14 protein-coding genes are annotated in these 13,744 nt (G+C 59.2%); 5 read left to right on the top strand and 9 right to left on the bottom strand.

The features are described from left to right. Positions 1–152: 152 nt before the first annotated feature. Genes AC6I8P_RS21720 through biuH form a run of 3 tightly spaced genes read left to right on the top strand, consistent with a single transcriptional unit; the run spans position 153 to position 3,604 of the window. A complete protein-coding gene (locus AC6I8P_RS21720) occupies positions 153–1,601 on the top strand; it encodes an amidase (protein ID WP_498002771.1) in 1,449 nt (482 codons plus the stop codon). Beyond that, complete coding sequence (locus tag AC6I8P_RS21715) at positions 1,594–2,904, top strand: purine-cytosine permease family protein (RefSeq protein WP_498031208.1); 1,311 nt, start codon at positions 1,594–1,596, stop codon at positions 2,902–2,904. Before AC6I8P_RS21720 ends, AC6I8P_RS21715 begins: the two co-directional genes overlap by 8 nt. After that, entirely contained in the window at positions 2,897–3,604 is a 708-nt protein-coding gene (biuH, locus tag AC6I8P_RS21710) for a biuret amidohydrolase (RefSeq protein WP_021509020.1), read from the top strand. The genes AC6I8P_RS21715 and biuH overlap by 8 nt, the downstream gene beginning before the upstream one ends. 125 nt (positions 3,605–3,729) lie before the next feature. Here the strand turns inward: biuH and AC6I8P_RS21705 are convergent, their stop codons facing one another. The 9 genes from AC6I8P_RS21705 to AC6I8P_RS21665 all read right to left on the bottom strand — a co-directional run bounded on the left by AC6I8P_RS21705 (position 3,730) and on the right by AC6I8P_RS21665 (position 11,085). Then, positions 3,730–4,524 (bottom strand): hypothetical protein, encoded by a 795-nt coding sequence (locus AC6I8P_RS21705; protein WP_498031207.1) that lies wholly within the window; start codon positions 4,522–4,524, stop codon positions 3,730–3,732. Positions 4,525–4,558: 34 nt separating this feature from the next. After that, a complete protein-coding gene (locus AC6I8P_RS21700; RefSeq protein ID WP_498002767.1) occupies positions 4,559–5,713 on the bottom strand; it encodes an MFS transporter in 1,155 nt (384 codons plus the stop codon). A gap of 500 nt (positions 5,714–6,213) precedes the next feature. After that, on the bottom strand, positions 6,214–6,597 hold the full coding sequence (locus tag AC6I8P_RS21695) for a VOC family protein (protein ID WP_058759086.1): 384 nt from the start codon (positions 6,595–6,597) through the stop codon (positions 6,214–6,216). Between the two features lie 72 nt (positions 6,598–6,669). Continuing rightward, positions 6,670–7,011: a type II toxin-antitoxin system RelE/ParE family toxin gene (locus AC6I8P_RS21690; RefSeq protein WP_127834950.1), complete on the bottom strand. Its 342-nt coding sequence runs from the start codon at positions 7,009–7,011 to the stop codon at positions 6,670–6,672. Beyond that, entirely contained in the window at positions 6,974–7,216 is a 243-nt protein-coding gene (locus AC6I8P_RS21685) for a ParD-like family protein (protein ID WP_071813632.1), read from the bottom strand. Before AC6I8P_RS21685 ends, AC6I8P_RS21690 begins: the two co-directional genes overlap by 38 nt. 117 nt (positions 7,217–7,333) lie before the next feature. Then, positions 7,334–8,038, bottom strand: coding sequence for a helix-turn-helix transcriptional regulator (locus tag AC6I8P_RS21680; protein ID WP_127834949.1), 705 nt, complete (start codon positions 8,036–8,038; stop codon positions 7,334–7,336). Positions 8,039–8,078: 40 nt separating this feature from the next. Then, a complete protein-coding gene (locus AC6I8P_RS21675) occupies positions 8,079–9,395 on the bottom strand; it encodes an MmgE/PrpD family protein (RefSeq protein ID WP_498031206.1) in 1,317 nt (438 codons plus the stop codon). Continuing rightward, positions 9,392–10,543, bottom strand: a complete 1,152-nt coding sequence (locus AC6I8P_RS21670; RefSeq protein ID WP_498031205.1) for an amidohydrolase — start codon at positions 10,541–10,543, stop codon at positions 9,392–9,394. The genes AC6I8P_RS21675 and AC6I8P_RS21670 overlap by 4 nt, the downstream gene beginning before the upstream one ends. Continuing rightward, positions 10,540–11,085, bottom strand: coding sequence for a GNAT family N-acetyltransferase (locus AC6I8P_RS21665; protein WP_021509027.1), 546 nt, complete (start codon positions 11,083–11,085; stop codon positions 10,540–10,542). The genes AC6I8P_RS21670 and AC6I8P_RS21665 overlap by 4 nt, the downstream gene beginning before the upstream one ends. A gap of 252 nt (positions 11,086–11,337) precedes the next feature. On the opposite strand from AC6I8P_RS21665, the gene AC6I8P_RS21660 reads away from it, so the two are divergent. Both AC6I8P_RS21660 and AC6I8P_RS21655 read left to right on the top strand, forming a co-directional pair. Continuing rightward, positions 11,338–12,408, top strand: coding sequence for an iron-containing alcohol dehydrogenase family protein (locus AC6I8P_RS21660; RefSeq protein WP_498031204.1), 1,071 nt, complete (start codon positions 11,338–11,340; stop codon positions 12,406–12,408). A gap of 34 nt (positions 12,409–12,442) precedes the next feature. Further along, positions 12,443–13,741: an LLM class flavin-dependent oxidoreductase gene (locus AC6I8P_RS21655; RefSeq protein ID WP_141495920.1), complete on the top strand. Its 1,299-nt coding sequence runs from the start codon at positions 12,443–12,445 to the stop codon at positions 13,739–13,741. Positions 13,742–13,744 lie beyond the last annotated feature (3 nt).

Here is a 13,744-nt window from a genome sequence, read left to right as displayed (position 1 = left end):
TGCATCGGTATGACTGCCGCATCCATAAGTATTCCATCTTGTATCCCAGACCGTATCCTATCTGGCCCGGCGCATAACGGCCGCGCACTTCACGCTATTCTGGCACGCAAACTGCACTCCTCCCGGTAGCCAATTAACCCGGGAGAACGATCATGTTTGATGCACTGCTGGATGAAGATGCCACCCAGCTGGCGGCGCGGGTGCGCGACGGCGAGGTTTCCGCGCGCGAGTTAACCCAGGCGACGCTGGATCGCCTGGAACAGCGGGAGCCGCTGATTCAGGCGTTTTGTACCCTGACGCCGGAGCGGGCGCTGGCACAGGCAGAGCAGATCGACCGCCGTCGTGCGCGCGGCGAGCCGCTGGGCGCACTGGCGGGTGTGCCGCTGGCGGTAAAAGATTTGATCTGTACCGCCGGTGTGCGAACCACATCAGGATCGGCCGCCTACGCCGATTTTATTCCCGCAGAAGATGACATCACCGTTGAGCGCCTGCTGGCGGCGGATGCCATCCTGCTGGGCAAGACCACCGCGCCGGAGTTTGGCTACAGCGGTGTCGGCCATAATCCCCTGTTTCCCTCACCGCGTAATCCCTGGGACGTGAGCAAAACGCCGGGCGGATCGAGCGCGGGTTCCGGCGCGGCGCTGGCGGCACGGCTGTGTCCGATTGCGCTCGGCAGTGATGGCGGAGGATCGGTACGTATCCCGGCGGCCCACTGCGGTGTCTATGGACTCAAGGCCTCGATGGGGCGGGTGCCGCTGTGGCCGGGCTGCCGCGATGAGCGTTATCCTGGCGTTTCCAGCTGGGAATCGCTTGAACATATCGGTCCGATGACGCGTAGCGTGCGCGACAGCGCGCTGATGATGTCGGTGATGGCCGGTCCGGACATGCGCGATCGGCACTCCATCCCATGCAGCGATGTTGACTGGCTGGCCAGTCTGGATCGGCCACTGCAGGGGTTGCGCATCGCTTTCAGCGCCGACTTTGGCTATATCGCCGTCGATGCGGAAGTGCGCGCCGTGGTCACCGCGGCCGCGCGTCGTTTCGCTGCAGCGCTGGGCGCAGAGCTGGAGGAGGTGGATCCCGGCATCGCTGACGAAAGCGCCAGCTTTGCTGCGCTGGTGGCGTTCGAAAGCGATCTGAGCGGCATGCGCCAGATGCAGAACCAACTGGGAACAGCGATGTCACCGCACCTGAGCGCCATGCTGCAGCGCGACTGGCGTGCAGAGCATTTCACCGACGCCAACACCACGCGCAAAAAGCTCTGCAACCAGCTGTGGCGCTTTATGCAGCGCTACGATCTGCTGCTGTCGCCGACGCTGGCGGTGCCGCCGTTTGCGCTGCACATGCAGGGCCCGGAAGTCATTGATGGCCGCATGGTGCGCAGCGATCACTGGCTGTCGTTCTGCTTCCCGTTCAATTTTACCGGTCAGCCTGCCGCCTCGGTGCCTGCCGGCTTCACGGCCAGTGGTCTGCCGATCGGTATGCAAATTGTGGGTCGTCATCTGGACGATGGCCTGGTGCTGGCGGCCAGTGCCGCTTTTGAGCGCATCCAACCATGGAATCATCACTATCCTGCTGCTATTGGAGTTCTCCATGAGTAACAAATCTTCCCCTGCGCTGGAGCAGGAGTTCGAGCATGAGCCGGTGCCGCTTAGCCATCGCCACTCGACGGGTTCGGTGTCGGCGGTGTGGTTTGGCTTTCCGATGATCCTCACCAATGCGCTGTTCGGCGGCATTATCACCTGGCATCTCGGCTTCTGGCCGGCACTGCTGGCGATTTTGCTGGGTAACCTGGTGCTGTTTGCCTATGTCGGCGCACTTAGCTGGTTCGCCGGGCATACCGGTATGAACTTCGCGCTGCAGGCGAAGCGGACCTTTGGCACCAAAGGCTATATCCTGGTGTCCGGCTTTCTTTCTACCGTGGTGATAGGCTGGTACGCCTTCCAGACCGGCCTGACCGGGACGGTGATCAACCAGACCTTTGGCTGGAATGCGCTGGCGGTCACCGCGTTTGCCATGGTGCTGTATACCGGCGTCACCTTTCTCGGGGTGCGGGCGCTGTCGGTGCTGGGAATGATTGCCGCTCCGCTGTTTGTGGTGCTGGGGCTGGTGGCGCTGTGGCTGGTGAGCAAGGATCATGATTTCACCACGCTGACCCAGTGGCAGGGCAGTCCGGCAGCCGCTGACGCCATGAGCATGGGCACGGCGGTCACCATGGTGATTGCCGGCTTTGCGGATTCCGGCACCATGACAGCGGATTTTACCCGCTGGTCGAAGGACGGCAAATCAGCGGTGATCGCCGCGTTTTCCGCGTTCCCGCTGGCGAATGTGATTTCCTATCTGTTTGGCGTGGTGATTGTCGCCGTCGGCGCGGCGGTCGATCCGCTCAGCAACGGCGGTAACTTCCTGCCGCTGCTGATGGGGCACGGCATGCTGCTCTCCGTCATTGCCTTTCTGTTTGTGTTTATCAACCTCGGTTCGGTGTGCACGCACTGCCTGTATAACGGCGCGGTCGGTTTCAGCCATCTGTTCAGCAGCAAAATGCGCCTGTGGACGCTGATCCTCGGGGCCATCGGTGGCGTGCTGGCGCTGGCCGGCGTGTGGTCCTGGTTCCTCGAATGGCTCAGCCTGCTTGGCATGGTGGTGCCGCCGTTTGGCGCAGTGATGATTGTTGATCTGATCTTTATGGCGAAAATCAGCGAACAGCGTCAAACCCGGCGCCTGCGCGGCAGCGCGTTCGCCGCCTGGGCCATCGGCAGCCTGTGTGCGGTGATGGCCCACCTTGAATTCCCGCAGTTTGGTGAAGCGGTGATCGGCCTGGTCACCGCGGCACTGAGCTATACGCTGATCGTGAAATGGAAACCGGAAAGCAGCACGGCGGTAATGGAGAAAAGCAATGCCTGATTATATCGTTGATTCAACCCCTTATCCGTGGCCGTTTGACGGCAACTGCACGGTGCAAAATACCGCGCTGCTGGTGATTGATATGCAAACCGACTTCTGCGGCAAGGGCGGCTATGTTGACACTATGGGTTACGACATCTCCCTGACGCGTGCCCCCATCAAACCGCTGCAGCAGGTGTTAGCGCGCATGCGCGAATCCGGCTTCCCGATCATCCATACCCGTGAAGGCCATCGTCCGGACCTGAGCGATCTGCCGGCCAACAAGCGCTGGCGATCGCGGCGGATGCAGGCGGAGATTGGTGCACCAGGGCCCTGTGGCCGCATTCTGGTGCGCGGTGAGCCAGGCTGGGAAATCATTCCCGAGCTGGCGCCGCTACCGGATGAAGTGATTATTGATAAACCCGGCAAAGGCTCTTTTTACGCCACCGACCTTGAGCTGATTCTGCACAGTCGCGGTATCCGCAACTTAATCATCAGCGGCATCACCACCGACGTTTGCGTGCATACCACACTGCGCGAAGCCAACGATCGCGGCTTTGAATGTCTGGTGCTGAGCGACTGCTGCGCGGCGACGGAGTTGAAACATCACGAGGCGGCGCTCAGCATGATCCACATGCAGGGCGGTATTTTTGGCGCAGTGGCGGACTCGGCAACGCTGCTGGCCGCGCTGAACAGCCCGGCAGCGGCGCGGGTGAGCTAATCCGGCAACGGACGCGAACGGCGGGCTGGCCAGGCGTTGAGGTGCCGGGCCAGCCACAACCGAACACCAACCCTGAACGGGCGTGATAATGCAGTCTGACCGGCCTCCGCCGGTCGTGGCCAACCTCAGCCGACGTTGCCAGCAATCGTCAGATAGTCGGTATACATTTGCGGTGCGCCGGAGAACGAGGCCATGGTGCGCCATTCATCATACATACGCTCGCTCTCCTGATGGTTTTTCACAAACGTCAGCGATTTTTCGGTTGAGACGTCCATCGCCGGATGGAAGCTGTTGAGCGAGTCGAGACTTTCGATCACCAGCATCACTGCATATTGCTCACTTCGATTGCCGCCGGTGCCCTTCAGCATGTGAAACTTCCAGCCGGGATAGTCATCAATGCGCGCGACGTTCTCCATCATAAAGCGATCAAAGTCGGCAGCCGTCACGCCAGCACGTAGTGCCAGATGATGAAAACCGACCACGCGTGCCACCGCAGGTTGAGCATCGGGCTGAAAGTTCGGGCCGGGCGGCAGTGAACTGTGGCGGTTTTCTGCCAGCAGCGAGAAGGTGGAGAACAGCGTTGGTAACTCCCCGTAGGTGGCAAAGTTTTTCCACTCCTCAAGCAGCGCGCACGCCTCGGGCCGTTGTTGCCAGAAGGCGATGGCCTCGGCCGTGAGTTCGCCAGCCGGTGTGATATAGCGGTCATAGTCTGCCTGGCTGGCAGCCTGATACAGCATCAGGTATTGTTCCTGGCGTTCGCCGCGCAGGCCTTTTAACAGCGACCATTGCCAGCCCGGATAAGCAGGAATCTGCGTGCCGCGCGCCTTGAGAAAGGCTTCGAAGGTCGCGGCATTAACGCCTTTCTTCAGATTGAGCCCGACGTAGTGCAGGCTGAACACCGGTTGCGTTGAGGTTGTCATAGAAACTCCTTGTGAATATGACAGGGCAGAGGCGCTACTTCGCTGTCAGAGCGAAACGCGCCGCGAAAGTCACCAGCAGCAACATCACGATGCCGGCGCTGAGCGTGGTGGTCAGGGATGTAAGCTGGGCGCTAAAGCCAATCAGCGCCGGGCCCAGCAGTAGCCCGGAGTAACCGCACAGCGTGACGGCCGGTATGGCGTAATGCGCGGCGACAGTGCGCTGGTTACCCGCCGCGTTGAATAAAATCGGCACGATATTGGCCAGACCGATACCCACCAGCACAAAGCCGAGCAGGGCGCTCCACAGCCAGACGGAGAAAATCGCTAATGCCAGCCCCCCGCTGGCGACGAGACCGCCCCAGGTGAGCACGCGGCGACTGCCATAGTGATTAATCAGCCGATCGCCAAACAGGCGCAGCGTGGCGACAGCCGTGGCGTACAGCGTGAAGCTGAAACCGGCCAGCTGCATCGACATGGCGCGTTCACTGTTCATAAACACCGCTGACCAGTCGAGCATGGCGCCTTCGGTGAGGAACAGCAGAAAACACAGCAGGGCAATCAGCACCACGTTACGGTGCGTCAGGGCGCGCAGCGTACCGCGCGTTGGTTTTGCATCCGTGCGGCGACGGGGCAACAGGGCGGTATGGCTCATCATCAGCAGCAATACAATCAACGCACACAGCGGCAGCAGTGCCAGCAGGGGCGCAACCTGCAGCCACAGCAGCAGACTCACCGCGCCGGCGCCAGCAATGCTGCCAAGACTGTAAAAGCCGTGAAAGCCCGACATCTTGCTGGCCCCGGCCTCGCGCTCCACTATCACTGCCTGATAATTCATGCTGACATCCATCAGTCCGTTGATCGCACCGAAGAGCAACAGCGCGCCCGCCATCGGCAATGGTGAGGACAGCAGCATCAGCAGCGGCAGATCCAGTGCCAGTCCGGCACCGCACAGCAGCAGCAGCGTGCGACAGCCAAAGCGGGCAATCAGCGCGCCGGTAAAGGGCATAACTGACATGGATCCTGCGGCGATACAGAACAGCAGCAGCCCCAGCATGCCGTCATTGATCGCCAGTTGCGCTTTGGCGAAGGGAATAAGCGGCGCCCAGGCGGCCATGCCCAGTCCGGCGATAAAAAATAGCGTGCGCGTCGCGCGCTGCTGGCGCAGGTTAAGCAGATTACTGTTCATCATCACATCCCGGTGTAGTACGGCGTTTCATTGCCTGGCCTTATCCATGGTCGGGCTACAGGTACGCTGCAGCCCGTGCAGAGGCCCATAAAAACGTAATTAATATTTAACAGTAACAAGACTTGTCCTGGAAATGACGTAGCGTGTTCAGGTGGCTGTATTCAGTAGATTTTATTTATGGCATACACGGAAGGCATTTTAAAAAAGCGCGATGTGGGATGGGAGCGGTAATGACGGGTAAAGTCAACGATGACAAGAATTACTTTAATAAACTGAAATATATGGTAATTAGCCTGAGGTAATACAAGCTTCTCGCGCACTGTGTAGCGGTGCAACTTATTGCGCGATAAATCGCACCGCTATCCACCAGGATGAATTACCTGCACGTTGCTTAACTGAACAGCAGCGTTAATGTCATTAACCGGCAATTAAGAATATAAATATAGTTAATGATTACTCAGTGCATTTAACAACCTGCAACCGTAAGCGCCAGGTCTCTTCACTTACTCATCCAGCTGTAAATAGCAGACACGCAGGCGGTGCCCGTCCGGGTCCAGCGCGGTAAAGGTGTAGCCAAAGTCCATACGCACCGGCGACTGAATAATGGTGATTTCGCGCAGCACGCCCCATTCGTGATAAAGAAAATCGACATCGTCTTTGCGCGCGGTTTTAAACACAATTTCGCTACGCGCCGCACTGGCGGGCAGGGAGAGTGCGGGTTCAACGGTATACTGCGACCAGATACCCAGTTTAAAGCCGCTCTCAAACACAAACATGGCAAAGGTCGGGCTGAGTTCTGCGGGTTTGATGTCGAACAGCGCGGCATAAAAGTCAGCACTTTTCACGACGTTGGGCACATAAATAATGGTCATGTTAGCGGTAAGCATGGTGATCTCCTTGTGTGTTTACCGCTGCATAGTAGGGGGAGGCTGTGACAGATTTTGTCAGGAGTCGATGGGTTAACTGATAATTTTCAGATCGGCTTTACGGTGCTTTTTCTGTTCCTGATAGAAATTCTCATGGGGTCCGATATCCAGCAGATACAGTTCCAGTTTATTTTCCACCCAGCTATAGCCCAACAGCGTCAGGCGGTTATTCAGCTGAAATTTGTGCACGCGTAAAAAGTTTAAGTCACCTTTTTTAAGCTCACCGATCTCAGGCGCGTCAACAATCCTGTCGATCTCATCCTCGACGATGGCACGCTGTGTATCGGGCAATTTATCGAGCGTTTTTTCAAAGCGGCGTGTTTGAAAAACCTCGATGCTATTTTGTGGTTTTGGATCGGGGTGTTCGGCGGACATACGGCGAAACCTTCTGATTATCGACTTCAGCCTGGGCGATCAATACTTCAGCAATGAAGCTATACGGTAAGTCCGGATTATCCTCAGCAATCCGGCCGATTTTCGCCCAATGCTCAATCTGCTTTGGAATGCTGCGGCTGGCGGCTTCAGCGTGAATTTTTACGTCGCTCACGAAGTCATCGTCTAAACGAATACTTGTGGCCATGAATATTACCTCGCGGATGAAAGCGGTGATGGACTGACTGTTGTAATGTTGAGTTTCGATTACTGCTGCACGTGGCTAAGTATGCGACATTTTGTCGCTTATGGCAACTTTATGTCGCTAGCGCGTCGCGCTGTCCACCGGGTGACGTAAATGGTGATAATCCCGCCAGCGTTTCAGCAACTGATGACGCGTGCCGGGATAGAGTTCGCTGGTGACGCTGATCGCTTCAATGCGGTCGACGCGGAAATTGCGGAACTCCTGGCGCAGTTCGCACCAGCCGCACAGCAGGCGCACGCGTTCAAAGTAGCCAATCACCACCGGCCAGATGGTGCGGGTGGAGAGGTTATCCTGCAGATCTTTGTAGCGCAGGCTGATCTTGCTGCGCTGATGGATTGCCTGGCGAATCTGCGGCAGATGGGTTTCGAACAAGGCTTCGCCCTGGGAGGCGATCAGCAGCGACTGGTGATCGATACTCTGCGTAAGATGCGGCGGAACCACAGCCTGGACTTTGGCCAGCGCATGGCGCGCGGCGGACTTAAGCTCATCGTCGGTGTGTCGGGTGACCCAGTTGAGCCCGAGCACCAGCGCGTCAATCTCCTGCCGGGAAAACATCAGCGGCGGCAAATGGCCGTCGGATTTCAGCAAATAGCCAACGCCCGCGCTGCCCTCAATCTCCACGCCCTGCTGCTGCAAACTAAGAATGTCACGATAGACGGTGCGCACGCTGATGTGGAGCTGTTCGGCGATACGCTGCGCGGTCAGCGGATAGCGATGACAGCGCAGCAATTGCAGCAGTTCGGGAAGCCGCTGAGTTTTAGACATGATACGCCAGCCTTAAGCAAAGAACGCGCGCCGCCAGGATTCAGGCGCGCAACAGTTGGCTTAATGTAGCCAAATCCGCCGTGCTTTGCAGCTGACTGATAGCCAGCAACTGCTGCTGACGCGCCGGCACTTCATGGCGCAGCGCCTGACGCAGTTTGGCCGCCACATCTACGCCATCCGCCAGCGACTGCTGCCGCGTGCGGCGCTGCTGCAGCTGACGACCCTCTTTCAGCGTCAGCGTGACGAGATGAAAACGCCGCGCCGGGTTGAGCGCATCGGGCGGCGCGGACGCATCCGGCGTGCGACGCACTTTGGCCGCCAGCGGCATCACCGCCGGATTGAGTGCACCTTCGGCAAAATCTTCCAGCCGTAAATCGTCATACATCAGCATGGCGGCGATCACGTACTCCAGGCTAAAGCGTGCTTCGATGCCGTTAGCCGGCACGCGAACTGCCGCCGCGATGTCACCACCCGGCGGGAAGGCGACCGTGATGTCATCAATATTTTCCAGCAGCGAGTCCAGCGAGTGACCTTCCGCCAGCCAGGCGCGCCGCAGCAGACGCACCGCTTCGGCAGCGCTGTGAGTTCCGGCGCAGGTGGGGAAGGGTTTGAACTCCAGACCGGGGGTACTGATGCGCCACGGCGCGCCCCAGTTTTCCACCAGCCGTTGCGGCTGCGCCTCGCCGTTACTGCTGGCGGCGAGAAACGCGTCGAGCACGCCTTCATGCCGGCCATCGAATTTCGCCAGCGTCAGCTGCGCCGCCATCACCGCACGCTCTGCCGCCAGTCCGGCGTGCAGCGGCTTCACCGCTGAACCAAACTGAGCGCGCAGTCCGCTGGCCTGGGTCGCCGCGATGCCAATCAGCGTGGCGCAGTCGGTTGCATTAAGCTGCAGCAGACGTGCCAGCGCGGCCGCCGCCGCCAGCGTGCCCAGCGTGGCCGTGTTGTGATAACCCAGCGCATAGTGCTGCTGGCTGGCGGCCAGTCCCAGCCGGCCAGCCACTTCCACGCCGATGACATAAGCATCAAGGAACGCTTCGGTAGTGGCGGGCTGCTGCTGCTGCCAGGCAAACAGCGCGGGCAGAATCGCCACGCTGGGATGGCCGCGAAAATCGGCATGGAAATCATCGTAATCCAGCGCATGGCCGGCATAGCCCAGCAGCAACGCCTGTGAGCGTACGCTGCCGTCGCCATAAACCTGTCGCAGCGCCGGTAAGCCGCTGTCCGGGACCTGCTGCTGTAACACCGGCCAGCTCACAGCCAGAAAATCCTGCACGCCAGTGCGCGCGGCATCACGTGCCGCCGCATCCGGCTGGCTTTGCAGGATGCGCTCAGCCAGCGCGTGGCTCAGGTTCATGCCTGCTCCAGACTGCGCAGCGCCGCCACGGCGAGCTGTGCGAGGTAGCGTGAGGTGGGCAGCAACACCGCATCATTGATGCGAAAAGCCGGATGGTGCAACGCATAAGGTTCGCCAGTGCCGATCATCACAAAGGCACCGGGCAGCTGTTGCTGATAAAAAGCAAAATCTTCGCCGATCGGGCTGGCTTCCACCACGCGCGCCTCAAGTCCGCTGGCGGTGGCCTGCTGCAGAGCAAAATCCGCCCAGTGCGCATCATTCACCACCGCAGGCGGACCGGCGTGCCAGTTAAACTCAACCTCTGCGGCAAAAGCCGCACCAAGGCCAAGCACGATTTCGCGGAAGCGCTGCTCCAGTCGCTCACGCGTGGACTGAGAGAAGGTGCGCACCGTGCCTTCCAGCCAGGCGCTGTCCGGAATGACGTTCCAGGTGCTGCCGCTGTGCAGCTGGGTGATCGACACCACCGCGTTGTCAGCGGAGGGGGCGTTACGGCTAATCAGCGTTTGCGCCGCGGAGACAATCTGCGCCGCGATAACGATCGGATCGTTGCCCTGATGCGGTTTGGCGGCATGGCTGCCGGTGCCGGTGATGCGGATATCGAAGCGATCCACCGCCGCGGTCAGCGCGCCGGCTTTGCTGCCCACCACGCCAGGCGGCAGCGACGGATCGTTGTGAATGCCGAAAATCGCCACCGCCTCCTGCAGCGCGCCGGTAGCGATGACATCCGGCGCGCCCTGGCCGGTCTCTTCGGCGGCCTGGAACAGAATCCGTACGCGGCCGGGCAGCGTTGCCTCCTGCTGCTTAAGCAGAATCGCCGCGCCAAGTGCAGCGGAAGCGTGAAAATCGTGGCCGCAGGCGTGCATCACGCCGGGACGCTCCGAGCGAAAAGCAACGTCCGACTGCTCTTCAATCGGCAACGCATCAATATCCGAACGCAGCACAATCAGCGGTCCCTGTGCCGGGCCGACCTCCGCCACCAGACCGGTTTTCAGTGGCAAATCAACGATGCGAATCTGGTGCTGTTCCAGCTGCTGGTGCAGGCGGGCAGTAGTTTCAAACTCCTGATTAGAGAGTTCCGGAAAACGGTGCAGTTCGTGGCGAAAGGCGATCAGCTGCTCGCCCAGCGCGGTTTCATTCAGTTGGCTCATGCCTGGCTTCCTTGTGATGCCGCCTGGCGCGTCAGCCAGGCATCGTGCGCGGTTTCATCCAGCACTTTTTTCATATATTGCGTGATGTGGCCTTTGCCGAGATCGGTGGTGTGCATGAGCACAAATCCGCGCTTGCGATACATATCAATCAGCCACGGATGGCTGATGGCGGTACCGAGCGAAACTGCCGGTGCGCGTAACTGGCCGCGTAAAATTTCCTGCTCCAGGCGATCCTGAACCTGGCGGCCAAACTGCTGCCCCGCATAGTCCGGGTGAGCACCAAACCAGCCGATATGCGGCAGGCCGAACGGACCCGGCAGCGGGCCCCATGGATAACGCACGGTGACCGAGGAGACCATCACGCCCTGGGCATACAGCGCATACACGCCGTGGCTTTGCAGATGCCGCAGCGTTTTCTCGCGGTCAGCGGTGGCCGCATCAAATTTGATCCCCAGCGCCAGCGTGGGCGCATAGGCGGCATGCATCAGCGCCTGATAAGTGTCCACTTCGTCTTCTGTGACCTGACGAAACTCAAGTGTCATAGCTATCCCCGGAAAACCGCCCGGTGGGCGATAAAGAAAGAAGGCTCAGAGTAGCAGTAAAGCGCTGACGGGCTATATGTGAAATCCGGATAAGCTAATGCAAATTTGTGAAAATGAAATGGCGGCTTTTTCATTGCACAAATCGCCATTTACCGTAGTATGCATAAAATACATAGCGCTATAACTATTTCGCATTAATCCTCTGAAATATAACAATTTTGTTATGGCGTTTTTCCTAATCAGGGTGACAACGTGTTAGCGATTAAATCTCCGCGTGCCTACGCACACGAACCGGGACTGCGTGCGCGCACCGGTGAATTCATTAAACCTTATGCTACGCATATCCGTATTTTCACCTCTCCGCGCGCCTGGCAGGCGGTTAATCCGCAATTAACGCAAAGTCTGGAAACCTGTGGTATTCGCTGGGAAATCGAGTATTTGCACGGCGAATGCACCGATGCGGCCATTGATACGCTGAAAAGCAATCTGCGACAGCAGCAGGCTGAACTGCTGCTGGCAATTGGCGGCGGGCGCGTACTGGATGCGGCTAAAGCGGTCGGCAGCCAGTTACCGGAAATCACCGTCGTCAATTTCGCCACCGTCGCGGCGACCTGTGCCGCCTGGTCGCCGGTGGCGATTATTTATGACGCGCAGGGCGGCCACGTGCGCAGCCAGCCGCTGGGCAAAATGCCTGAACTGGTGCTGGTAGACAGCGAAGTGATTGCGCAAAGCGATGTGCGTTACCTCAAAGCGGGCATTGTCGACGCGCTGGCTAAATATTACGAGTTCTCTCCTTATCTGCGGCACAACCCCCACGATCTCGCCCTCGATCTTAAAGTGATGACCGCGCAGCGCGCGCTGGATGTCTATCGCCAGCACGGTGCCGCCGCCGTGCTGGCCAACCAGCAACAGCAGGTGACGCCGGAACTGGTGAAGGTGATCGATGCCAGCATTGTGCTGGCCGGCCTGGCCAACAGCGTGCGTGATGTGCTGCCAACGCCAGGCTTTGCCCATGCGATTCATAACCGTCTGACCCATCAGCCGGAGCTGCACCACTGGCTGCACGGTGAAAAAGTCGGTTACAGCCTGCTGGTGCAGTCGCTGATTGAGCACGACGGTGAGCCGGACGCCGCGCTGCTGGCGCTGCTGCGGCAATATGATATGCCGCTGACCTTAGCGCCGCTGCACGGCGATCGTCGCGCAGCCATCAGAAGCATTGCTGAACAGATCAAATTCCCGGCGGCCAGCGCCGAACGTCTGCCGTTCCGCATCAGCGCGGATGCCTTAGAGCAGGCGCTGCTGGCGACTGAGAACGCCTTTTAATTGTTATTGACCCTTTTATTGACCAGGAAAAAATATGGCTACTTCATCTTCACGCCGCATCCGTTTAGGGCTGTTTGTACAACCGGTTGGACAGCATGTGAGCGGCTGGCGGCTGACGGAAAATCTGGGCGATCCGACGGATATTGACTGGCTGATCACCATCGCGAAAAAAGCCGAAGCCGGCAAGTTTGATCTGTTCTTCGTGGGTGATGCACTGGCGACCAGCATGTATCGTCTGCCTTCCACCATGGCGCGTCTGGAGCCGTTAACGCTGCTGTCGGCGCTGGCGGTCAACACCAAACGCATTGGCCTGGCGGCGACCGCCTCGACCACCTTCAGCGACCCGTTCACCATGGCGCGCAGCTTCTCGTCGCTGGACCACATTAGCCGCGGCCGCGCCGCCTGGAACGTGGTGACGTCGTTCTCTACCGATGTGGCGCGTAACTTCAGCCGCAGCGATATGCCTAATCATGCGGAGCGCTACGCGCGCGCCCGTGAATTCCTTGATGTCACCTATAAGCTGTGGGACGGCTGGCAGGCGGGGGCGGTGCAGCCCAACAAAGAGACCGGTCAGTACTTCATTGATGACAAAATTCAGCCGATTAACCACGTCGGCGAGCACTTCCAGGTGCAGGGTCCGCTGAACATTACCCGCTCACCGCAGGGGCGTCCGGTGATTATCGAAGCCGGTTCTTCCAGCGATGGGCAGAAGCTGGCGGCAGAGACTGCCGAGGTGATTTTCACCGCCTCGGCCAGCCTGGAAGAAGCACAGAGCTTCTACCGTTCGCAGAAAGATCAGGTGATTGCCGCCGGACGCAATCCGGATCACGTGGTGATCATGCCTGGCGTGATGCCGATCGTTGGCCGCACGCGCGAAGAGGCCAAAGCGCTGTGGAAAGAGCTCAACACACTGGTTGATATCGACAACGGTCTGCGTCAGCTCTCGCTGCGTTTCAATATGGATCTGAGCCAGTATCCGCTCGACGGTCCGGTGCCGGAAGTGCCGCTGGGTGAAGGCAACCAGAGCCGCGTGAAACTGATGACCGACATGGCGAAACGTGAAAATCTGACGCTGCGCGACCTGGCCGCGGTAGCCGCCGGATCGCGTGGTCACCGGGTAATCGTCGGTACGGCGCAGGATATTGCCGATGACTTTGAGCTGTGGCTCAACGAGGGCGGTGCCGATGGTTTCAACATCATGCCGGCGATCATGTCCGAGCAGCTGGATTTGTTTGTGGAGCTGGTGATTCCGGAACTGCGCCGTCGCGGTCTGTTCCGCGAAGAGTACGAGTTCGCCACGCTGCGTGAAAACCTCGGCCTGCCGGTGGTGTGAGAG

The sequence above is a fragment of the gamma proteobacterium symbiont of Lampromicra miyakona genome (assembly GCF_059730895.1).
Note: the sequence above shows the minus strand (reverse complement) of the source record. Positions and strands in the feature narration are given on the sequence as shown.

Coding starts and splice junctions, on each gene's coding strand:
- AC6I8P_RS21695 (WP_058759086.1), bottom strand. CDS start 6,597: ATGCTTACCGCTAACATGACCATTATTTATGTGCCCAACGTCGTGAAA.
- biuH (WP_021509020.1), top strand. CDS start 2,897: ATGCCTGATTATATCGTTGATTCAACCCCTTATCCGTGGCCGTTTGAC.
- AC6I8P_RS21720 (WP_498002771.1), top strand. CDS start 153: ATGTTTGATGCACTGCTGGATGAAGATGCCACCCAGCTGGCGGCGCGG.
- AC6I8P_RS21690 (WP_127834950.1), bottom strand. CDS start 7,011: ATGTCCGCCGAACACCCCGATCCAAAACCACAAAATAGCATCGAGGTT.
- AC6I8P_RS21655 (WP_141495920.1), top strand. CDS start 12,443: ATGGCTACTTCATCTTCACGCCGCATCCGTTTAGGGCTGTTTGTACAA.
- AC6I8P_RS21665 (WP_021509027.1), bottom strand. CDS start 11,085: ATGACACTTGAGTTTCGTCAGGTCACAGAAGACGAAGTGGACACTTAT.
- AC6I8P_RS21680 (WP_127834949.1), bottom strand. CDS start 8,038: ATGTCTAAAACTCAGCGGCTTCCCGAACTGCTGCAATTGCTGCGCTGT.
- AC6I8P_RS21670 (WP_498031205.1), bottom strand. CDS start 10,543: ATGAGCCAACTGAATGAAACCGCGCTGGGCGAGCAGCTGATCGCCTTT.
- AC6I8P_RS21700 (WP_498002767.1), bottom strand. CDS start 5,713: ATGATGAACAGTAATCTGCTTAACCTGCGCCAGCAGCGCGCGACGCGC.
- AC6I8P_RS21705 (WP_498031207.1), bottom strand. CDS start 4,524: ATGACAACCTCAACGCAACCGGTGTTCAGCCTGCACTACGTCGGGCTC.
- AC6I8P_RS21715 (WP_498031208.1), top strand. CDS start 1,594: ATGAGTAACAAATCTTCCCCTGCGCTGGAGCAGGAGTTCGAGCATGAG.
- AC6I8P_RS21675 (WP_498031206.1), bottom strand. CDS start 9,395: ATGAACCTGAGCCACGCGCTGGCTGAGCGCATCCTGCAAAGCCAGCCG.
- AC6I8P_RS21685 (WP_071813632.1), bottom strand. CDS start 7,216: ATGGCCACAAGTATTCGTTTAGACGATGACTTCGTGAGCGACGTAAAA.